Source organism: Bradyrhizobium sp. 215_C5_N1_1 (assembly GCF_052075935.1).
Lineage (GTDB): Bacteria > Pseudomonadota > Alphaproteobacteria > Rhizobiales > Xanthobacteraceae > Bradyrhizobium > Bradyrhizobium barranii.
The window spans coordinates 1,616,990-1,638,583 of the sequence record NZ_CP197228.1; the positions used below are offsets into that span (position 1 = coordinate 1,616,990).

The window sequence follows — 21,594 nt, forward strand, 5'->3', positions numbered from 1 at the left end:
TTTTGCAGTTGGCGCACCGAACTTGTTTGATCTGTGCGCAAGAGTCCAAGAAGCTACGCCATTGGCCTGCTAGTCTCGCTCAGCTAAGTTCAATGCTGATGTGAACTCGTTCACTTAGCGGCCGGAAATTAGGTTTATAGTGATTGCGAAGGCCGTGGCGTCAAAAAATCTCCTTTAAGAGGAGGCGGTCGTGATGGCTCTATTTCTGATTGCCGTTATCGGATCTAGTTTAGATATCCTTGGCGGGGTGAACCCGTAAGCTCCGCTTCTATGATTCTCGCGATTGATCGAACTCAACGATCCGCGGACAGACTGTCCTGCAGCACTAGACGTTCTCTGATACCGATTTTGTGTCGCGCCTCGTCGGCCACATCGTCGTCATCCGAGTTCGTCGGACACAAACTACTCCGGCGCCGTTGATATTTACCGCCGGTTGAAATGGTCGAAATCTATCGTCAATGGTGATGATCAAGCGAGGGTTCGATCATGTCCACCCTAGTCGAGATGTTTTACCGTGAGTATTGCCGTGCCCGCCTCGCCGAAATGCGGAAGCAGCTTCTGATACCGGTTGCCAGCGACGACATATTGCAAACGTTTTGGGAGGACGGCGAAGCTTCCGGCCCAGGCAATCAAAGCGCCGGTTGGCGAACGAAAGAGCCTCCAACCATCAGGTAGCTCAGGCTCGTAACCGCATCGTTTGGTCGGATACCCCGCTCGGCAACACCCCCAGCCCGGAGCAGCGGAGCCTCTCATCGACCGATGTGCGAGCACGCCGGCAGGTCAAACAGATGCACGATCGAACTCACACCTCGAAGCGATTGATCGGCGAAACTCCGCCGGAGTTCCGGGGGGCTGGCCGCGACCTGCGCATCGATGTCTGTCGAGGGATCGCGCTATGGTGGATCTTTCTTGATCATGTTCCCAACAACATCGGAAGCTGGCTGACACCGCGCAACTACGGCTTCTGCGATGCCGCCGAAATATTCATGTTCATTTCGGGCGTGACCTGCGCGCTGGCCTACGGCAGGGCACGTCAGCGCGAGGGCTGGAGCGGCATGATTGGTCGTTCGCTGCGGCGGGGATGGGACATCTATGCCGCGTTTCTGCTGCTCACGCTCGCTTGCACCGTCCTCGTCTACCTCGCGGGCAACGATCGGCTTGCCGACGAGAGCAATACGCGGATTCTGCTCGATCATCCGGGCGCGACGCTTGCGCATGCCGCAATCCTGCAATATCGCCCTGTCAACACCGACGTCTTGCCGACTTTCGTCATCTTTCACGTGTTGTTCGCGCCGCTGTTGTGGCTGCTGCTGCGTGCACCAAACGTTACGCTTGGTGTTTCGCTGTTGCTTTATGCGCTCGTGCACATCTTCGGCTGGAGCGTTCCAGCCTGGCCCAGCGGCGCCTGGTTCTTCAACCCGTTGGCTTGGCAGCTTTTGATCGTGCTGGGCGCCTGGTGCGTCATCGGAGGGGAGAGGGTCTGGCCCTGGGTGACGTCGCGCACGACGCTTACTCTTGCTGTTGTCTATCTGGTTTTTGGCCTGGTCCTGACGCTGAGTTGCAGCGGCAAACCGCTGGTCCCGCAAAATTTGACGAACCTGCTCTTCCCGCTAGATAAATCGAATCTCAGTCCGTTCCGGCTGCTGCATTTCTTGGCTATTGCAACTGTGGTGCTATGGTTCATTCCTCGGGATTGGCGAGGGCTAGCGACACCAGTCATGCGCTGCGCTAGGTGCTGTGGCGAGAATTCGCTGCCAATCTACTGTCTCGGCGTCCTCCTGGCGCTGGCCAGCCACCGGACGCTGCTTGACATTTCGGACCGGCCTGCGATGCAGATCGTGCTCAGTCTTGCTGGAATCCTGGCGATGATCGTCGTCGCGATGCTGCTGAACCGGATCAGCGTCAGACGCGGTCATTACCCCGGGTGGACGCAATCGACCGAGAAGATCGGGTCCGTATTCTCTAGCTGGCAGGTTGCGGATGGAGCGCGCAGGGAAGCTCTTGGCCCTTAGCTGACGTAACCGCCCGGCTACCATGACCGCCTGAAGGCGATCCGCGCACTCTACGCAGCGTGGACGCACGAGGAGGCGACCGTCTGGCGGATGTAGAGATCTACTGGATCACCCGATAGGCGCGCGCGGTCCTCTTCCTGAACGGCCCCGGCTTGCCGTGGTTCAGCGCCCGCAGCATTCCGACGCGTGCCTATTTCCTCCCTGATGGCATTCATCTGACGGCCGCGGGATATGCGCTGGTCGAGGCGGTTCGTAAGCGGCTTGAGATCGCCTAGCTGGCGCTTCCCATAGGTACTGTCCGTATTTAGGCGTCAGCATTCCAAGCTGAAACGTGGAGTGTCCTACTTCGCGCCCACAATGCACTCAGTCGACACGATGATCGCCGCAGACCGCTGAGTCAGATACGGCTTCGGGATGTTCAATTGTTTAGCCGCAACATCGCATTGTTCTTGCGTGTCGAACTTGAAGGTTGTGACCGTAGAGTGAACTCCGTTGGTCGGGGGGACTCCCACCAAAGCCGTGATGAAAACCAAGGTCCACATGCGGGGCTCCTCCTATAAAATAAATTGGCGGCCTATTTCACGTCATTCAATCAATTAGGACATCGGGTGGTTAAATACGGACAGCACGCGAAAACCTGGTGACTGCCCAATCCGACATTCGTATCAAAACTCCCTGGACTTAGCCGGGTGGGTTCAATTCTTCACGTTGATCCATTCCTTCGTGCGGCCCGCGATGTAGCGGCGATCGCGACGTTTCGAGACCAATCCCTCAAGGCCCATGCCACAGGCTGCCTTGAATAGGTCCGGCCCAATTCGCCCGCCCTCAAACGGTGCGACAAAGATGCCATCCGGACGGCCACGTAACAAGCGGGTTAGGTTGGTCTTGCGCATCGTCAACGGCAGCTGGCGCAGATCCTCGCCGCCGAGCGCCAGATTGTCGAATGCATAGAGCTGAACCTCGTCATCGTGCCGGCGGGAGTGCAGGGCGTTGAAGTCTGAGACGCCGTCCACGCCAAGCACCACGGCCCAGACCGGCTTCCGGCCGTGGAGTTCCCGGTATCTGGCACAATCGACCGGAGCCCTGCCTGTAAGCTCACCCTTGAGTGGGCCGCAGCGGAACTGCCAGAAGGGCGCCCTGATCAGCAGATCTAACCCTTTTTGAACGGCAGAACTTTGCCGGACTTTACTGGCGATGAAGGAGGTTCTGGCTCAGGCGCTTCGGGGTCGAGGCCGTAGAGGTCTTCCACGGTGACTTCAATTTTCCTCAATCGCTTGCCGCTTTCGTTGTAGGCGAGAGCCGAGCCTGTCCCCAAACTTTCGGATCGGCTGCTCTGATGCTCCAATCAGACGGTTGTCAGGGAAGCAGATGACCTCGCCGTGAGTGGCCTTCAACACGCCCTTCGGTTCGAGAATAGGCCCTGCAAACTGAATGTGTCGGATATCGTAATAAGGACCGGTTCGGTGGCTCGTTTCATCGATACCGAACATGTAGTCGAAACGCCAACGTTCGATCTGAACGACGTGCTTGACCTTCTCAACGCGCGGGCATGAACATCCCAGCCCGCTATTGTGCAGGCTATCTCGGCGATATTGGCGTCCCGCGAAATCCAGCGCCGATGGATTTTAGCGCCTGGTTTGAAGCGTACATTGGCGGGAAGTGGTATACGTTCGACGCGAGGCACAACCATCCCCGCATCGGCCGCATCGTCATCGCTCGCGGAAGAGATGCTGCTGACGTCGCTATCTCAACTGCGTTTGGCCCGACGAAGGTGGTACGCTTCAACGTAATGACTGAAGAAGTGTTGGTCGACGATGCGGTTTCGCTTCAGCCGAATGGCGATGCATCGCAGCAGATTGCCAAACGGCAACGTGCTTGAGCAATTCGAGGCCACGCCTGAGTTTGGGAACGACAAGCTAGGTAAAGCCGATCCTTTCCCGTCGCTTCACTTGAGGTTTTCTGAAACCACTTGAGTGGTGTTCACCCTGGGTGGCAACCGGGGAGCTTTATGTAGGCGCTGATTTGGTCACGCAGAGGCTGGCCTCAGGCCTGCATCGCCTCCAGCAATCCGCCTCGCTGCAACAAACAGATCAAGCTTGCGGCGCAGCGCTACGAACTCGCGGCAGACCTCACGAATGGCCTTGCCATTGTCCTTGCAGAAATCTGCGATGGTCTTGAAGTCCGGCGCCAACTGCCCAGTCAACCAGATCATCTCGATATTACGCTGCCATTCTCGCTCCAGGCGTCGGTTCGACGGCACGCGATTGAGGCAGCCGTAGATGCAGAGCTTGAGCATAACACCGGGGTGATAGCTGGGTCGGCCGGTGTCGAGCGGCTGGACACCGAAAAATCCGAGCTTGTCGAGATCGATACCGTCAACAAACACGTCGACCGCTCGCACCGGGGTTATCCTCGGTCACATAGTCGTCGAGCGATGCCGGAAACAGTGTGCTCTGGCCGCGATCCAATCCTTCAACAAAGCGCTCGTCGGGCGAGTTGGATGTGTTTCAAAGGAGGAACTATTGTCACTCAGCATCCCGATGACGGACGACGAAACTCGCTCCGTCGATCGTTCGCTTCGTATTGGCGTCACGTACGATCAGCGTGTGAGGCCCAAGTTCTCGGGGGGCTTTGATAATAGTCTTCAGAAAACCGCTGCGGTCGCCCTCGGTCTTTCCTATAGCACTTCCATCCAAAACGATTTCCAGTACTGCGCCGCTGGGCATTCGTTCGCCTGTCAGCGTCAGCGGATCTTCCGGTTCGACGTTGTCCATTCCCTTGCCCGTCGCCGAAAGCGAAATGTACGGCTTCGATAAGGTCGGAGAGCGATTTTGCTGCAGAACAAAGCGCGCGTCAGCGGTTCTCACGTCCTGTCGCGTCGCGGATTTATCAGAGAGCGGAATTCTCCCGCTCGTGTAAAGCGCTCCAAATAGCCCACCGCGTTCGTCCAGCGCAAGTCCGGTCAGCAACCTGCCGGAGGGCAGTGCAAAGGTCTTGTTAGTTTCTATCCCGATGATTCCGATACGCCGGTTCGTGTACCGTATGGCGAGTTTTACAGGAGCGCCGACAAACGCAAGCGAGGTTTGCGGCGTAACTGACAATTCACGAAGCGCTCCGGCTTCTACGCGGGCGCCCATGATCTCTCCTTCGAACACAACAATACCGCGTTTGAATCGATCGGGTGAGGGATCACCTTTAAAGATATATTTAATGCGGCAGGATTGGATGACGCAAAGCGGGCGTACGCTCGTAACGACCTGACTGCCGGTCAGCTTCCAAAGGCCACGGCCCAGGGTTGAGACAAAGGCATCCGTCGGGGACATCCAGTCGATGGAGGTGATGGCCGTAGCGCGCTCCGAATTCGGTACCTTGATCCAAGTAGCGCCCCTGTCCCTGGAGACAAAGAGGCCGTTCTGTTGAGTGCCAATGGCAACGCTGTTGGGATCATCGCCGGAGAATGAAACGTGCGAGGCGAACGGGAAGTGCCCAACGTCGAACGGGAAGGCTGGGAAAATCCCGACGTTGAACGGGCTGGCCCCCGCGCCAGACCGGAATCGACCCGCATCGGTTACAAGAGACGTGAGCCCCGGAATTTCGCTCCAGTTGTCGCCGCCATCGTGCGATTCCATTATCTTTCCATTGATGACATCGGGCGCAATCAGATGCTGGCTGTCTTTAGGGTCAACTCCAAAAACATGATGCCAGTCCCAATCGGGGGGAGAGATGCCAATGCCTCCAAACCCATTCATTGCCGGGAAATACACGCTTGCCATCGTGCTTGGGGGGGACATCGTCAACCTCACGAGATGTACGATCTCGAAATTTCGGGTTGCGTCGAATCCGGTCCTGATCGCTTGGTACTGCACCGGCAGTTGACGGTGCGCAACGCGAATCGCGCTGAGCTTCGGAATGTCCCGGCGGTCTGCCGGTACGACGGCATATTGGGTCCAACTCGAGCCCAGATCGTGAGTCGCAGCAAACCCCTTTAAGAATTTGCCTGGTGTGTCGTCGACCCCCTGGTTATGGAACGACTTGAAAATAGAGGTCGGATGTCCAACGACCGGGCCGGGAGGATCGGGCCATTGATGCAGTCCGGAAAACGCCGCTCCATATGTTTGGGAAAACACCCTTCCGCCTACTTTATTTGTGCAAGGACCACACGCAGTCACGGTGACCACGCTGTCGGCCGGCGACCGGAAGTGCTTTTGCATCTCGATGTTGAGGCCCTCGGGACCAGCATTAGGGGGCGGCCAAGTCAAGCCTCCATCCCCGGAGGCCCAAATGCCGTTGTCCTGGACCGCTATGTAGAGATCGTACTTTGCCAGGTTATCGATCCATTGACCTTTCACTTCAGTAATTTGCAACGCGTTGTAGCCGTTCGGGCCCGAGCCTGTGAGCGTCCAGTTGACGCCACCGTCCAATGTGCGATGCACGCCTCCATCGGTAGCCAGTAGAAGCGGCGCGCCCGTGTCCGGCCCCTGCGTGCGAAATGCCATATCGCGCGTATCCCAGTGATCGGCGGTCGACTGGATCACCGGGCCGCTATAGTCGAAACGAGATGTTCCCGGAATCTGCGGAGCTACAAGCTTCGCAACGGTGCAGCGGTTCCCCAACCACAAAGTCAGGCCTGTGGGCGTCGCCAAAGGTTTGACGAATCCAATTCCGCCGCAAAAGTCTTGCGGGCCACGTGAAAACGTCGGGACGATCTTCGACCAGCTCACTCCGCCATCCTCACTGACGAAAAAGTCTGGATCGCCATAGGCGTAGAAGGTATTGGCGTCGAGGGGCGAGGCGGCAAGCGCGTGCAAGTCGAAGACAGGGACCGGAAAACTGACAGGGACCGGAAAATTTGTGGCGGCCCAAGTTGCGCCACCATCGTCCGAGCGAACGACCTTGGTGGAGAATCTTGAATCATTTGAGCCAGCAATCACAAGATTACCGGATTGGGCCGACACAGAGATTGCCGCAAAGTTGATGGGGCCCCTGACAATCCAGCTTGCGCCTTGGTCGCTGCTCTTGGCCACACCGTAGCTCGTCGCAACAAAAATATCGCCAGTGTCCGGTGCAATGGAAATTTCCCTTGCATCAAAGCGGAGATCCCTAGGACCGCCGAGAGAGGGGCTGGGGATGTGCGACCAAGTAACGCCGCCATCGGAACTTCGCCAGATGCCGCCTCCTTCGTTCCCTACGCTGAACCGATCCGTCGCTGTTGCCAGAAGAATGTCTGATGTCACATACGCGACGGCCGATGTGTAATAGGCGCCAAGCGTATCCACATGGCTCCAATGCGTTCCGCCGTCGGTAGTCTTGAAGAGGCCACCCGATTCCGAAGCCACAAACATAATGCGGTTGTCGGAGGGGTTGACCGCGATCGTGTCGGCTCGTCCACCGTAGGGTACGTTGGGCTGAAATTCTTCGAGTGTCCAATCGATTGGTGATGGCTGAGACTGCGCGGGAAGCGCGAATCCTACAACTGCAAGGAAAAGTGCCGAGTACATCTGGCATTTCATTTTTCCCTCCATTTGCCCGAAGGATTAAGGACGATAACGCCCCCGCAACAGCCCGATAAATCCGGGCGCAGGGGGCACTTTCTGTCATTCGGCCTGCAATATTGACCCCCTAAGCCGGGGGATCGGCGTCCAAAATTGACCCCCTATAGGTTGGTCTGTTGCGCTGCCTGCTTTGGAATGAAGCAGGTGGTCGAGGATGCTGATCGTGGAGACGATTGCGCGGATTCGGCGCGAGCACTTCATCAAGGGCAAGACGATCAAGGAGATTGCCCGTGACCTGAAGGTGTCGCGGAACACGGTCCGGAAGGTGCTGAGGTCAGGAGAGACCTCCTTCGAGTACGAGCGGCAAGTGCAGCCGCGGCCAAAGCTGGGACGATGGGCAGTAGAGCTCGACGGACTGCTGGCGGCGAACGCGGCCAAACCGGCTCGTGAACAGCTGACGTTAATCCGGATCTTCGAAGAGCTGCGCAGCCGTGGCTATGACGGCGGCTACGATGCGGTGCGGCGTTACGCCAGGCGGTGGAGCAAGGAACGCGGGCAATCGACCGCGGCTGCTTATGTCCCGCTAAGCTTTGCCCCAGGCGAAGCCTACCAGTTCGACTGGAGCCACGAGGTGGTCTTGCTGAGCGGCACCACGGTGATGGTGAAGGCCGCCCATGTCCGGCTCTGTCACAGCCGCATGCTGTTCGTGCGGGCCTATCCGCGGGAGACGCAGGAGATGGTGTTCGACGCCCACGACCGGGCGTTCGCCCTGTTCAAAGGCACCTGCACCCGCGGCATCTACGACAACATGAAGACCGCCGTAGAGACGATCTTCGTCGGTAAAGGGCGTCTCTACAATCGCCGCTTCCTGCAGATGTGCAGCCACTATCTGGTCGATCCGGTCGCCTGCACGCCAGCGTCGGGCTGGGAGAAGGGGCAGGTCGAGAACCAGGTCGGGCTGGTCAGGGAACGCTTCTTCACGCCGCGGCTGCGGTTCAAAAACCTCGACGAGTTAAACGCCTGGCTGCTCGACAAATGCATCGCCTACGCCAAGGTTCATCGCCATCCGGAGCTGGTCGATCAGACGATCTGGGAAGTGTTCGAAGCCGAACGCCCCAAACTCGTTCCCTATGCCGGCCGCTTCGACGGCTTCCATGCGGTGACGGCATCGGTCTCGAAGACCTGCCTGGTGCGCTTCGACAACAACAAGTACTCGGTCGCAGCCAGCGCAGTCGGACGACCGGTCGAGGTTCAAGCCTATGCCGATCGCATCGTGATCCGTCAGGATGGACGCATCGTTGCCGAGCACCCGCGATCCTTTGGCCGCGGCGATACCGTCTACGACCCCTGGCATTATGTGCCGGTGCTCGCCCGCAAACCCGGCGCCTTGCGCAACGGTGCTCCCTTCAAAGACTGGGTGCTGCCAGCCGCGATCGAGCGGATCCGGCGCAAGCTTGCCAGCACCGACGACGGCAATCGGCAGATGGTCGACATCCTCAACGCGGTGCTGACTGACGGTCTGCCCGCGGTGGAAGCGGCCTGTGCCGAAGCGCTCAGTCACAGCGTCCATTCGGCCGATGTCGTTCTCAATATCCTGGCCCGTCAACGTGAACCCGCCCCACCGGCCAACATCATGACGCCGGCCGCACTGACGCTCCGTCATGCACCGATCGCCGATTGTGCCCGCTACGACAACCTCCGGAGGACCATCTGATGGAACGAACCCAAATCTTCGACCTCATGGGCGAACTCAAGCTCTACGGCATGAAGGCTGCCTTCGACGAGATCATGGCAACTGCCGTCAAGCGCCAGCACGAACCTCAGCGCATTGTCGGCGACCTGCTCAACGCCGAGATCAACGAGAAGCAAGCCAGGTCGATCAAATACCAGCTCACCATTGCCAAGCTTCCGCTTGCCAAGGACATCGCCGACTTCCAGTTCGACGGCACGCCGATCAATCAGACTCTCGTCAATGATCTTGCTGGCGGCGGCTTCATCGCCCAACAACGCAACGTCGTGCTGGTTGGCGGCACCGGCACAGGCAAAACCCACCTGGCCATTGCCATCGCCAGAAGCTGCATCCGATCCGGTGCCCGCGGCCGCTTCTTCAACGTAGTCGACCTCGTCAATCGCCTCGAGACCGAGACCCGCAACGGACGGCAAGGACGGCTCGCCGAGCATCTGACCCGGATGGACTTCATTGTGCTGGATGAACTCGGCTATTTGCCCTTCGCCCAGTCCGGTGGCCAGCTTCTCTTCCACCTCGTCAGCCGGCTCTATGAGCGCGCCTCCGTCATCGTGACCACCAATCTCGCCTTCGGCGAATGGCCGAGCGTGTTCGGCGACGCCAAAATGACCACCGCGCTGCTCGATCGGTTGACCCATCACTGTGACATCGTCGAGACCGGCAATGACAGCTGGCGCTTCAAAAGCCGCGACGACGATCACGCCACCCGCGCTCGTCTCGTCTCCGCTATCCCGGCCAGCTCCAACGAGCCGAGCGCTACCGTCAAACCGCGGCGCACGAAGGGGTCACAATTGGACGCCGATGAGGGGTCAAATTTACAGGCCGATTGACAGCTGTGAACATCGCGAGCCGTGTCGAAGCTTACTGCCGGGTTCTTGATGCGACGGTGCTCGTCACTGGCGATTTTATACGATGTCTTCTTGCGGAGGGTAGCTTCGACCTCGCCAAAGCTTTCACGAGTGAAGGCAAGCATCGGCTTCGAGGCTACAAAGAGCCCATTCAACTCTACAGTTTAAAAGCAGGGTGAGCCTTCGTACGTCCGAGCATGGATTGCACGGATCCGAGATCAATCAAATCCGGTGTGTGATAGTGGGGTGGATGGTTGCTTGAGGACAAGGGCGCCTGTTTGAATACGATCAAGCGCGGCGTTTTCGGACAGCCAGGGTCAGAGGTCGACCGTTTCGAGCGCAGCGTGTCTACTAAAGGCCAGAAGACGCCGCTCCAGCCGATATCCAACGTCTCAACCTCGGGGTGGGGAGGCGCGGCCGCTAGCCAGCACCGACAGCAGTGCGGCCACGCCGAACGCCGCCGCCACCCAGCCGAGCCAATCCACTCCGCCATGGGCGATGACCAGCGCGCCAATGGCCGCGCCTGTAGCGCTGCCTAGATAAATGGCCGACGAGTTCAGCGACAGACTGACCGCGGCCAGAGCTGGGCTTAGCGCGACCAGCCGCGCCTGCTGTGCCGTCATCAGGCCCCAGCTGGCCAAGCCCCAGAGCGGAATGGCTGGTAAGATAACGAGCATGGCTCGCGCAGGCTCGAGCGCCGCGCCCAGCGAGAGGACAGGATAAGCAGTAAGGCCACCGCCCACGATCACTGCATTGTCCGCACCCCAGTGGTCCGCCGCGGTGCCACCGAGCCGGGTACCGGCCGCGCTGGCGACTCCGAAGCCGAATAACACCAGAGCCAGGCCCTGAGGTCTGATCCCGGCGACATCTGCGAGGAAGACGCCCAGGTACGTATAAAGCGTGAAGGTTGCAGAGACCGTCAGCACGCTGGTCGCCAGGATCGCCATCATGTCGGGGCGCTTGGCTAGTGCCCAACGCCCTCCGAGACCCGCAGTGGAAACGGGCGGCTGACTCGGCATTCCCACGAGGGTCCCGAGCAGCGAGAGTGTCGCCAGCCCTGCGACGCTGAGAAAGGTCGCGCGCCAGCCGAAGCTTTCTCCGACCAGCACTCCGAGCGGCACGCCGGCGATGATTGCCAAGGTCAGCCCGTTGGTGACCATTGACAAAGCCCGACCCCGCCGCTCCGGTCCACCCAGTGCGGCTGCATATCCGCCGGCGGCCGGCATGAAGCTGGCGGCAGATAGGGCCAGCAGCAACCGAGCTATCAGCAGTTCGGCGTAGCTCGGTGCCAATGCGGCGAGCAGATTCGCAATGCTGAACCCTGCCATGGCGATGGCGAGCAAGCGCCGCCGTTCCAGTCCGGCGGTCAGCATGGCTATCGTGGGGGCGCCTATGGCGTAAGCGAGGGAGAAGGCGGTGACCAGGTGGCCGGTGGCGGGCAGGGTGACATCCAGGTCTCGCGCCAAGCGTGGCAACAGTCCGGCAATCATGAAGCCTTCGGTTCCGATCGCGAAAGCGCCGAGTGTCAACCAGAGCAGTGAGTTTAGCGATCCAGGCACACCGAGCCCTCGTACATTGGAACACGTGTGTTCTACGATTGCCTCGATCCGCCTAAATATCGATGCTGCCGTGCTTTTCCTGACGCCGTCGTTTCACCGCGAATTTGTCCGTGGCGAATTCCGCGCTCCTTACGCGATGCACCCGCACGCTTTCGGGCATGATGCGTAGACTATAGTCGCGCCAATTAGCATCGCGAGGGGCAGCCGGCGCAGCTTTCGCGGTTGTAACGGCGGGGCATGTCGGCTCTTGCTCGTTGTTATCAACGTCCCCCTGAGTTGACGGAACTTTCTCAAGCACCTCGTAGTCGTCCACCCAGCCATCCTCTGCCCAACGGCCCGTGCTCGCGCTGATCTCTGCCCCCTCTGGCACGTTCATGGGCTCAACACGGGCCGCCCCGTAAAAAAGGACGATATTAAAAGCGTCTCCGACCGCCTGTACTGATGGAAAGATGATGCCATCAATAGGCGCCGAGGCCTCTGTCGCAAGAAAATGGGCCATGGCTTCCGTTGCGAGATACTCAGACCCATCGTCATCGGGTATTGCCGGCCGCGTGAGACGTGACCTTAGCAACTTCAGAAAAACGGCGCCCTCCATCCTCCCAGCCAGCCCGCAATCAGCAAGGCCTTCAGTGATGCGGACGTCACCGAGGGCGGTCACGTCGAGCAGTCGAAGCGTTCTGATGATCTCGAATTGAGCCACCGCGATCCGACTACCAACAGGTGGCCGCACCTCGGCTACAGCCACTTTCTGATTGTTTGCACCGTAGAAAGCCAAGATACCGCGCGCATTCATGCGACCGGCCGCCGCTGAGGGCACTGGCGGTGAGCCGAGGTGGATGTCTGGCCTGGTGAGGGCTGCTTTTAGCTTGTCGTCAGATTGAAAGACCCGGGCGCGATAAAGGGTAGGGAAATCCGTTCGAGGACCAGCATCCAAGATGAGCGGGTGGCCTTCGCGCGCTTCCAGTTCGCCTATGCAATCGAAGAACGATGCGAGATTTTCCGCTGCTTTCGGGCTGAATAAGCGCGCCTCAGCTTTGAGTAAATTCGCCAAGCTGCGCCATCCCGTACCTAGAGTCATTCGTGTTCTCCTGAGAAGTACCGCGCCTTGGCCGAGCAAAGACGGCTGACGTGATCACGCCCACCGCTTTAGAACCGTCGTGCCACGGGTCGAAGTTGCATCTGCCGTTGGTCATGACGGATAGATGCGCGATGCGCGCTCTTAAAACAGTACCAAGATCGTTGATTCTGGCTGTACCACCGCGCGATGGCACGGCGCTCGCGAGTGGGGCAGATTGCTGGGCCGAAGCGGCAATATGCGTCTTTTATTCGCTCGCGTTCGGCGCCGAGGGCGGTCGATCGCGGACCGAGAATGGATGGATCGCCGTGCCCTTTTGCGATCGCATCCACCAGTCGTTCGATTTCTCGATTCAACTGTCTAAGCTGTTGTTCGAGACGCTGCCTTTTTCCATTCGATGTGATTGCGAGGCGCTTTCGCTCTTCGAGATAAGTACGCACGTACTCCGCAATAACTTTCGGCGCGCTCAATTCAGCCCGCAAACCACTGAGAACTGCGCTCTCAACCGTGTCTAAATAGAAGGTCCAATTCCACTGGCGAGGGGAATTCTCTCAGAACCGGTGACCTCCCTGTCACCAGCTTCGATGACACCCGGAGAGTGCGAAGGCACTTGGCCTAACCATTCCCGAGCCCTTTCTGCTGCGCGCTGACAAGGCGGCCATTGCGCCGGCGAGTGCGGAGACCCGGAAATGGCATGGGGCTCGCAATCCGCGAGCCCCGCTGTGCCCTCGGCAATTTCAGGCCTTGTGATGGACAGTCTGCAGGCCGTAGACCGGCGTCGGGATGCTCTCGTAGCGCGCCTTCAACTGCAGGGAAAGGAATTGCGAGTAATGTCGCGACTGATGCAGATTGCCGCCGTGGAACCATAGGCCTTCCTGCTGCGTCGGCTTCCACATGTTGCGCTGCTCACCTTCCCATGGGCCGGGGTCCTTTGTCGTACTCGAGCCGAGGCCCCAGACCTTGCCGACTTTGTCGGCCATTTCCGGACTCACGAGATCGGCGACAAAGCCGTTCATCGAGCTGTAGCCGGTGGCATAGACGATCACGTCCGCCGGCAATTCCTTGCCGTTGTCGAGCCTGACGCCGTTGGGCGTGATTTCCTCGACCTGTCCAGCGAACAGTTTGATTTTGCCGTCAATGATAAGCTGTGAGGCGCCGACGTCGATGTAATAGCCCGAGCCGCGGCGCAGATATTTCATGAATAGCCCGGAATCGTCGTCACCGAAGTCGAGCCTGAAGCCGGCCTTCTCCAGCCCGGCATAGAAAGCGGCGTCGTCCTGACGGATCTTGTCGTAGACCGGCTTTTGAAACTGATTCAATATCCGGTAGGGCAGTGAAGCGAAGATCAGATCGGCCTTTGCCGTCGTCATTCCGCCGCGGACGGCGCGTTCGGAATAAAGATCGCCGATACTCTCCATCAGCGAATCCGAGCGCACAATGTGGGTCGTCGAGCGCTGCACCATCGTTACGTCGATGCCGGCCTCGTACAGCGCAGCGCAGATGTCATGGGCCGAATTGTTCGAGCCGATCACCACCACCTTCTTGCCTTTGTAGCCGCCTGAGCCGGGATGGCGTGAGGAATGGTGTTGCTCGCCCTTGAACGTTTCCATGCCTTTGATTTTCGGCATGTTCGGCTTGGCCGACATGCCGGTCGCGAACACAAGCTGCCTGGGCCGCAGAGTAATCTCCTTGCCATCGCGTTCGACGATGACGGTCCATTCCTTCTTGGTGTCGTCCCAACTGGCGCGTTTGGCCGTGGTGTTCGTCCAGTAGTTCAGCTCCATGACCTTGGTGTACATTTCCAGCCAATCGCCGATTTTGTCCTTGGGCGAGAACACAGGCCAGTTCTTGGGGAAATCGATGTAGGGCAAGTGATCGTACCAGACGGGGTCGTGCAGGCAGAGCGACTTGTAGCGGTTGCGCCAGGAATCGCCGGCGCGTGCGTTCTTTTCGACGATGATCGTCGGCACACCGAGTTGGCGCAGCCGGGCCCCGAGCGCAATGCCTCCCTGCCCGCCGCCGATGACAAGCACGTAGGGCTGGCTCTTGAAGCCAAGTTGCTCTACTTCCTCGTCACGCAGTTCCTTCCAGGTCTTGGCGCCGGGATTGACGCCATGCCTGGCGCCGAGCGGTCGGCTGAAGCCAGCCTTTTCCTCATGGGCCTTCAGTTCGGCCATGGTCGTCAAGAGCGTCCAGATCTGACCGTTCTGCAGGCGGATGAGTCCATATCCGCGCGCGACCTCGGTCTCGAACGTGATCCAAGATTCGGTCACGCCGCCGGCCTCGGTTGGCGTTTCACCCTCGGCGATTTTCCAGCTGCGCGGCTTCACATGCGCGAGGCAATGCGCGAGCATGTCGCGGACCTGATCGCGGCCTTCCATGGTCTTGATGTTCCAGGTGAAGGTAACGAGGTCGCGCCAGTAGCATTCCGGAGCGAACATCCCTACGGCGGCGTCGAGATCGCCCGCCGCAAGCGCGGCTTCAAACTTGTCGAGGAAAACCTGGACGCGCGCGCTAAGCGTGGTGTCGAGCATCACTTCCTCCCGGATGTCGTTTGCAATTGTTCCGCGCAGGCTCGCACGACCTTACTCCAACCATCGCGGGAATCCAGACTCGCGCGGCAGGGTTCCCGGTCGGCTTCAGCGCCTCTCAGCGCTCGCCTGCAACAACGCCGCTTCGCCCACCGACGATGGGGTAGACTAAGAGCTCTATTTGCTGCGGTGCATGCGTCCGGAATTTGGCCCGCAGGCTCCTGTAACGGAGGGGCAGAGCATGTCCACTACCCCGGACAGCTCACGATCGCCATGATTCGGCGGACTGCAACCCGATGCCAGTCCCCCACTGAAATCAACGAAACTACTGCTCACCGATTCGCGCTAAGCTGCGGTATGATCCGGGAGATCAACGATGCGATTGTCTAGCCTTGCCACTTTGGCGCTTGTCGCGGGAGCTTCCAGCCCAACTTATGTTTCTATCGTCCTGGCGGCTTCGGAATGTTCCAGATCAATGGAATTGGCGGATTGGGGCGAGAACTCGACCGGCGACATCAGCGTCGCGTCTGGGGACAGTTGCATCTTCCCGATCACGTTGCGCGGCGCGGCGAGTAGCTCGGAAATCTCGCAAAAGCCAGCACACGGCAAACTGAAGAAGCTCAACGTTGCGACTTACGAGTACAGGACGAAGGCGAGATACAAAGGAAGTGACACCTTTGCCATCAAAGCAACCGGCAAGGGGCCGAAGGCTTCTGGCACGTCGGTCATCACAGTGCACGCGACGATCAAGTAGGTGGGTCGAGCATTGGCGTGACGCCGAGTTGATGCGCGTCGCGTGAGGGCGGGGAGCAATAAGCGTGCCCCAACCCGTCCGAGACGCTCCCAGAACAGCACCCGGTGGCGGATCGTGATCAGGGCCTGGTTGAGAACGTAAGCCAACAGCATCGGCGGAAGTGATTTGAAGGCAGGATCCGGAGTGGCCTCAATGCGATTGCGGTCTCGCGCGGGGATGCTCCATCCGCAACTCCGCGAGCTGCTTAAGCGGGTTGGGCCCAGACGCAAACTTGGTTTTGTCGGTATTGCAGCTAAGCTGCTCTCCGCTATGCCCAGAAAGACCCAGCCTCGGAGAGTTGGTTTTCGTTTAGCCAGAGGAGTGCCTGACGAAGACTCAATGGGACCAGTCGCTCCCTACCAAGAGGCGGTGGGGCTCCATCTGTTAGATAGAGCATAAAGCCGTCTTTGCTTCGGAAAAGTGCTTCTTTCGCCTCACAACATTCAAGGGACTCTACGTCAAGAGTAGGCAAGCTGCGCTGGACGATCAGCTCCATGTTTTGCATGGCGCTCACGACGCAGACTTCCTCTTATCGTGGATGAAATGCACGCCAGCGGCTGGTCGATCCAACCAGACCGACTGACAGCGACGAAATGCGAGGCCCGTTGACGATAGAACTAGGAAGAACTTTCGCGAGGTTAGGACGTCAGTCGAGCCCTCAACCTCTAGCTTTGCCCCCGTTACTGAAATGTCTTTGAGAACGCAGACTCGGCTCCAAGTGCCATCCACAGCCATCAAGTTGACGGCGTGCTGATGGGCAAATTGAACACGGTCCGATTTTCTTCGACCAAAGGCCATGCGCGGCAAAAAAATAGAAGTATGAAATATCTGACGTAGAGCGTGTGCCCCAATGATTAACAAGGGTTAGCGATTCGCGCTTTGCAGCTCGACTAATCGCTAGCGAAAATTGGCGAACTTCAGTGAGACAGTGCGTGCCGCCAAAAACGGTCGGAGCCATCGCATCCTCTGGCGGTGCCAGGAGGCGAACGATGCGATCAGTCATTGCCATTGTTGTAACGGTGGGGGCGTCCTCGCCTGTGTTCGCCCTGACGCAGGGGGAGATTGAGGCCAAGCTACCTGCCGCGGGCTATTCGCAGATTCAGGAGGTCCCGAGCGGCAAGATCAAGACCTACCGAGCAATCAAGGAGGGTACGGAGCGGTCGCTCATCGTCGACAGCACCGGCCACATCAAGGAGCTTCGGTAGCGCTCTCGCTGGGTGGCCAGTGTTCGGTCAGGGACGCTGCCGAATACTCGCGCCAGGCGGCCCGCCTACCATTTGTATCGGTTCACCTGCCGCACGGTCCAGCGGCGGGTGTGGCCTAGCGAGGCCTACCGTTCCGGGAGCTGCGTCGTTGCTGGCCGTACGAGTATCGAGGCGCTCTGACGTGATTGCCGATCCAATGGCGATGGCCAGAGCGATAGCAGATAGGAGTAAAGCTGCTCGATTCGGGTCCATCATTAGACCTCCGCGAAACGGCTCCATAGTGCCGGGATAACGCCGATCTGGTGATTTGGTTCTTAGGTTCGCCCACAAAGGTGTCCGAACAACACTCGCGCAATTACGCGACTTAAGCCGATCGTTTGCGATGGTTCTTGCGGTGTTTGCCTTGGGGGCGCCCGTGCGATCGCTCCAGTACTTTCGGCAGAGAAGCCGCCGCTGGAGGAGCTATTGGCGAGGCTTGCTCGACCTCAACCGGCTCGGCTGGGTCGGGGGGCCGTATGGCCGGCGTTGCACCCAAGGCAGCCTCCTCGAGTTTGGCAAGGAAGTCGCGTCCTTGGTTCGTGATAGTCCATGCGCCGCGTTCACGAGTGATGAGTCCTTGGCTGAACGCATCAAGATCCGGCGCAAGTTCAGCGAGACGCTTCATACGCAACGTCCATTCAGGGCCGCTCGTATAGAAAACCGCGAGATGCAGCTTGATAAGCTCAAGGTTTCCCCGGCCGTCTGGCTGCCCTGCCAAAATCTTCAAAATGGAAAGCTGAAAACTCACGCGCGCCACTCGAACGCAACGACTCAATCCTTGCAATCTATCGGTTCTGGCCAACGGCTCATAGATCGGCCGTCAAGCTTCTCGCGGAGATGCTTGCTCGGTAAGCCTAACCGCCAAGGTTAACCGTGCCTGGAGGGTCAAAGGCAGACTTCGACGAGATAAAGGCGCTTGTAACGGAATCGATCCAGGTGGCTCCTTCCGTTACCGAAACACATCCGCCGCTTCGTTAGACCATAACTCCATCACCGCCAGCTTTTCCAGGATGGTTGGGCCATGAAGTACCGGCGCTTGCCGGTATCGCTGCCGCGGTCCAGATCGGATCTGTGATCGCCTGGCATTTCATGAGCGATCATGAAGCAAGGTGGTGCTTTAAGCAAAGTAGGTTTGGTCTAAATTACCGACGCAATATTCCGACGCCGTGGCGCGATCGCGCCCGACGCATTCGAATCGTCGTGCCACAGGTCGAAGTTACATCCGAGTTGCCGTTGGTCTTGGCAGATAGATGCGCGATGCCCGCTCAAAAAAACAGTACCAAGATTGTCGATTTTGGCTGTACCACCGCGCGATGTCATGGCGCTCGCGAGTAGGGCGGGATTGCAGGGGCGAAGATGCAACAAGTGTCATTTGAAAGCGGGCGCGGATGAAGCTCGCGCCGCCGCGCATGTTCAACGAGCGGTCACTCGTGGTTCTCACGATCGTGATTGGAATGACGAACGCCTATAAGCGTATCCCCATTGGGATTGAAATGCACAGCAAGCTCCGGGACGATTTGAATACGGCAGAGAATGACCATCTTGTCGCGCCTGTTGGCGCTTGTCGCAGTCGCGTTATTGCCCGCTATCTCGATTCAGGCGTACAACGAAGTTAACCTTCGACGCGCGCGCCAGGTGGACGTACAGAATCAGGCGCTCGGTCTCGCTAAGCTCGCCGCCGAACAGCAGCAACAGATCGTTCAGGGCATTCGGCAGGTCCTGATTGCGCTGTCCGAACTCCCTGCGATAAAGGCGAAAGATAGCAAGGGGTGCAATGCGGCGATGGCAGGGATGAGGTCCCGGTTTCCGGCTTTCCTCACTTTCGTCGCTACCGATCTGAGTGGCCAGCCCTTCTGCGATACAAACACAGATCGCAAGCCGGTGAATGTCTCCGGGCGTCCCTACTTTGCGGATGCGTTGAAGACGGGTGCGTTTACGGTGGGACAATTCTCGATCGGTCTGTCCGTCGATCGGAAACTCATTCAGTTTGCGCTGCCTTTCTACGGAGATGATGGTCAGCCAGGGGGCGTCATCATTGCGCCTCTCGGCCTGGACTGGTTAGCGGACTACATCGCGCGCGCGGGTGTTCCGGCGGGAGACGCGCTGGCCATCACCGATCGCAACGGCACCTACCTTGCCCGCTATCCGGACAATGACCGATTTGTCGGTCAGAAATTGGTTCGCGCTGGTGATGAGAGGCAGTATGGCGACGGTCTCGCAGCCGACCTGGTAGATGTCGACGGCGTCGAGAGGATCGTGGGTTTCTCGGCTCTTGGGCCCGATTCTGGGGGACTTCGGGTCAGCTTCGGCCTCGACAAGGCGAACGCCTTTGCCGAGATCCAGAGCCGGACCCGACACGACATCTTCCTCATCGCCCTCAGCGCTATGATGGTGCTGGGCCTGACGCTGCTCGGCGCCCGGCAATTCATCCATCGGCCGCTCGGACTATTAGTTGACGCCGCGAACCGATGGCGCCTCGGCGACTATGCTCGCCGTGTGAACATCCGCGGCAGTTCTGAAATCGCAGGCGTAGCCGGCGCCTTCAACACCATGGCCGATGCGCTGGATCGCCGCGAGCAGGAATTGTCCGACGCAAAAGAGAAGGCCGAGGACGCCGCGGCCCGGCTTACGATGCTCTTCGAAAGCACGACAGACAGCGTCGTGATCGTCGACCACGATTGGCGGATCAGCTTCTTCAACCAGAGGGCCTGGTCTCAGATCGCTCAGGGGCGTGATCTGATTGGAATGCACCTGCAGGCGTCGCTTCTGGATGCCGCCGATACGGGAATCGTCGAGCAGCTTCGGGAAGTCATGTCGGACCGCCGTCCGGTTTCGTTCGAAGCGCACTGTCCTCGTCGTGCCGCATGGTATGCGATCAACGCGTTTCCTTCTGGCGAAGGGATCGCGATCTTCTTTCGAGACGTCACCGAGCAAAAGCATGCTGTGGAGGCGCGCCAGCGCATCGAGGAGCAGCTTCATCAGAGCCAGAAGATGGAGTCCGTCGGACAGCTCACGGGCGGTGTTGCCCATGACTTCAACAACCTGCTTGCCGTCGTTTCGGGAAACCTTGATCTCATCGAGCGCGCGGCAAATGACGGCAAGATCCGGCGCTTCGCCGCGACTGCGCGGCGTGCCGCCGACCGGGGGGCGAAGCTCACCGCACAGCTCCTCGCTTTCTCTCGACGGCAAAAGCTCAACCCTAAACTGATTAATGCCAACGAGCTGATCTCCAACTTCCAGGGGCTCGTCCGTCAGGCGGTCGGCGCAGAATGCGAGGTTAGGCTGAAGATCGACGAGCGATTGTGGCTCTGTCAGGTGGATCCATCCCTGCTGGAGACTGCCCTTCTCAATCTAGCGCTGAACGGCCGCGATGCGATGCCGGGCGGCGGAGTGCTCGAGATCGAGGCGCGGAACGTCGTTCTGGATGGGGAAGTCGTCGCTGGATGTCCGGCCGGATCATATGTGAGGCTGTCCGTCTCGGATACGGGGCAGGGGATGTCTCCCGAGGTGCGAGACCGGATTTTCGAGCCCTTCTTCACTACCAAGGAAGTTGGCAAGGGCACTGGCCTCGGTCTCAGCATGGTGTATGGCTTTGTCCGGCAATCCGGTGGCTATATTTCAGTCGAAAGTGCCCCTAACGCCGGCACCACGATCTCGCTGTACCTGCCGAGAGCCAATCAGGAGGCTCGCGACGAGGTGGAAACTGAACAGACCCGGGCTATGCCGGGAGGTTCCGAGCGAATTCTTTTGGTCGAGGACAATGAAGATCTGTTGGAAGTCGTGTCTGCAATGCTGACGAGCTTTGGCTATCGGATTCGCCTTGCTCACAACGGTACCGAAGCCATCCGAATTCTCGACAGCGATCAGGGGTTCGATCTTCTGTTCAGCGATGTCGTCATGCCGAATGGTCCCAATGGCGTCGAGCTTGCTCGCGAAGCAAAGCGGCGGAACAGCAGGATCAAGATATTACTTACGTCGGGCTACGTGGGAGACGTGCTCGCGCGTCACGGGGCGACAGACGAGTTCCCGATTATTCACAAGCCCTTTGGCGTGTCCGAACTCGCTCAACGTCTGCATTCTCTTCTTCAGAAAGAAGATGTTTAGGCAGGCACGAAGCCAGACGGCATCGCCGTCCATAGCGACAATGCGTATTCGTCTCTAGAGCCAGCCATCTCACGGTTCTTGCGGATCAGGTCGAGGCAGCCGTGCTCGAACGCAAAGTCCCTGACGTCGCGAGGGGCACCAAGACCGAGGGACTTAAGAGCGTGCTTGCAATGTTTAGTATATAGTGTT

The 21,594-nt window shown here is 58.9% G+C and carries 12 protein-coding genes and 4 pseudogenes; 8 read left to right on the forward strand and 8 right to left on the reverse strand.

Annotation, left to right across the window (positions count from 1 at the left end; all coding sequences use genetic code 11):
* Positions 1-788: 788 nt before the first annotated feature.
* Positions 789-2,012 (forward strand): OpgC family protein, encoded by a 1,224-nt coding sequence (locus AB7G19_RS07575; protein WP_085399135.1) that lies wholly within the window; start codon positions 789-791, stop codon positions 2,010-2,012.
* A gap of 695 nt (positions 2,013-2,707) precedes the next feature.
* Here AB7G19_RS07575 and AB7G19_RS07580 read toward each other — a convergent pair.
* Positions 2,708-3,040: pseudogene (locus AB7G19_RS07580) on the reverse strand (ATP-dependent DNA ligase); the annotation flags it as partial.
* Positions 3,041-3,561: 521 nt separating this feature from the next.
* On the opposite strand from AB7G19_RS07580, the pseudogene AB7G19_RS07585 reads away from it, so the two are divergent.
* Positions 3,562-3,891, forward strand: a pseudogene (locus AB7G19_RS07585) (transglutaminase-like domain-containing protein); the annotation flags it as partial.
* Positions 3,892-4,095: 204 nt separating this feature from the next.
* Here the strand turns inward: AB7G19_RS07585 and AB7G19_RS07590 are convergent.
* A pseudogene (locus tag AB7G19_RS07590) lies at positions 4,096-4,480 on the reverse strand (transposase); the annotation flags it as partial.
* Between the two features lie 57 nt (positions 4,481-4,537).
* A complete protein-coding gene (locus AB7G19_RS07595) occupies positions 4,538-7,522 on the reverse strand; it encodes a WD40/YVTN/BNR-like repeat-containing protein (protein WP_144030628.1) in 2,985 nt (994 codons plus the stop codon).
* Between the two features lie 196 nt (positions 7,523-7,718).
* Between AB7G19_RS07595 and istA the strand changes: the two are divergent.
* Positions 7,719-9,209: pseudogene (gene istA, locus AB7G19_RS07600) on the forward strand (IS21 family transposase); the annotation flags it as partial.
* Between the two features lie 8 nt (positions 9,210-9,217).
* On the forward strand, positions 9,218-10,081 hold the full coding sequence (gene istB, locus AB7G19_RS07605) for an IS21-like element helper ATPase IstB (RefSeq protein WP_441253413.1): 864 nt from the start codon (positions 9,218-9,220) through the stop codon (positions 10,079-10,081).
* Between the two features lie 410 nt (positions 10,082-10,491).
* On the opposite strand, the gene AB7G19_RS07610 is transcribed toward istB, so the two are convergent.
* Together AB7G19_RS07610 and AB7G19_RS07615 are read right to left on the reverse strand one after the other, a co-directional pair.
* Positions 10,492-11,658, reverse strand: a complete 1,167-nt coding sequence (locus AB7G19_RS07610; protein ID WP_085400576.1) for an MFS transporter — start codon at positions 11,656-11,658, stop codon at positions 10,492-10,494.
* Positions 11,659-11,710: 52 nt separating this feature from the next.
* Positions 11,711-12,736 carry an RES family NAD+ phosphorylase gene (locus AB7G19_RS07615; RefSeq protein WP_085400578.1) on the reverse strand — a complete coding sequence of 342 codons (1,026 nt, stop codon included), beginning with the start codon at positions 12,734-12,736 and terminating at the stop codon, positions 11,711-11,713.
* A 50-nt stretch (positions 12,737-12,786) separates the two neighbouring features.
* Between AB7G19_RS07615 and AB7G19_RS07620 the strand changes: the two genes are divergently transcribed.
* Entirely contained in the window at positions 12,787-13,248 is a 462-nt protein-coding gene (locus tag AB7G19_RS07620) for a hypothetical protein (RefSeq protein ID WP_201266161.1), read from the forward strand.
* Positions 13,249-13,470: 222 nt separating this feature from the next.
* Here the strand turns inward: AB7G19_RS07620 and AB7G19_RS07625 are convergent, their stop codons facing one another.
* Positions 13,471-15,267, reverse strand: a complete 1,797-nt coding sequence (locus AB7G19_RS07625) for a flavin-containing monooxygenase (RefSeq protein ID WP_085400579.1) — start codon at positions 15,265-15,267, stop codon at positions 13,471-13,473.
* A 373-nt stretch (positions 15,268-15,640) separates the two neighbouring features.
* Between AB7G19_RS07625 and AB7G19_RS07630 the strand changes: the two genes are divergently transcribed.
* Positions 15,641-16,018: a hypothetical protein gene (locus AB7G19_RS07630; protein ID WP_201266162.1), complete on the forward strand. Its 378-nt coding sequence runs from the start codon at positions 15,641-15,643 to the stop codon at positions 16,016-16,018.
* Positions 16,019-16,567: 549 nt separating this feature from the next.
* On the opposite strand, the gene AB7G19_RS07635 is transcribed toward AB7G19_RS07630, so the two are convergent.
* Positions 16,568-16,855 (reverse strand): PilZ domain-containing protein, encoded by a 288-nt coding sequence (locus tag AB7G19_RS07635; RefSeq protein ID WP_085400583.1) that lies wholly within the window; start codon positions 16,853-16,855, stop codon positions 16,568-16,570.
* 191 nt (positions 16,856-17,046) lie between these two features.
* Between AB7G19_RS07635 and AB7G19_RS07640 the strand changes: the two genes are divergently transcribed.
* A complete protein-coding gene (locus AB7G19_RS07640; RefSeq protein ID WP_085400585.1) occupies positions 17,047-17,262 on the forward strand; it encodes a hypothetical protein in 216 nt (71 codons plus the stop codon).
* 364 nt (positions 17,263-17,626) lie between these two features.
* On the opposite strand, the gene AB7G19_RS07645 is transcribed toward AB7G19_RS07640, so the two are convergent.
* Positions 17,627-18,049, reverse strand: coding sequence for a hypothetical protein (locus AB7G19_RS07645; protein WP_080586612.1), 423 nt, complete (start codon positions 18,047-18,049; stop codon positions 17,627-17,629).
* A gap of 785 nt (positions 18,050-18,834) precedes the next feature.
* On the opposite strand from AB7G19_RS07645, the gene AB7G19_RS07650 reads away from it, so the two are divergent.
* Positions 18,835-21,405, forward strand: coding sequence for an ATP-binding protein (locus AB7G19_RS07650; protein WP_085400586.1), 2,571 nt, complete (start codon positions 18,835-18,837; stop codon positions 21,403-21,405).
* Positions 21,406-21,594 lie beyond the last annotated feature (189 nt).

Coding starts and splice junctions, on each gene's coding strand:
- AB7G19_RS07575 (WP_085399135.1), top strand. CDS start 789: ATGCACGATCGAACTCACACCTCGAAGCGATTGATCGGCGAAACTCCG.
- AB7G19_RS07595 (WP_144030628.1), bottom strand. CDS start 7,522: ATGAAATGCCAGATGTACTCGGCACTTTTCCTTGCAGTTGTAGGATTC.
- istB (WP_441253413.1), top strand. CDS start 9,218: ATGGAACGAACCCAAATCTTCGACCTCATGGGCGAACTCAAGCTCTAC.
- AB7G19_RS07615 (WP_085400578.1), bottom strand. CDS start 12,736: ATGACTCTAGGTACGGGATGGCGCAGCTTGGCGAATTTACTCAAAGCT.
- AB7G19_RS07625 (WP_085400579.1), bottom strand. CDS start 15,267: ATGCTCGACACCACGCTTAGCGCGCGCGTCCAGGTTTTCCTCGACAAG.
- AB7G19_RS07630 (WP_201266162.1), top strand. CDS start 15,641: ATGCGATTGTCTAGCCTTGCCACTTTGGCGCTTGTCGCGGGAGCTTCC.
- AB7G19_RS07635 (WP_085400583.1), bottom strand. CDS start 16,855: ATGGCCTTTGGTCGAAGAAAATCGGACCGTGTTCAATTTGCCCATCAG.
- AB7G19_RS07640 (WP_085400585.1), top strand. CDS start 17,047: ATGCGATCAGTCATTGCCATTGTTGTAACGGTGGGGGCGTCCTCGCCT.
- AB7G19_RS07650 (WP_085400586.1), top strand. CDS start 18,835: ATGACCATCTTGTCGCGCCTGTTGGCGCTTGTCGCAGTCGCGTTATTG.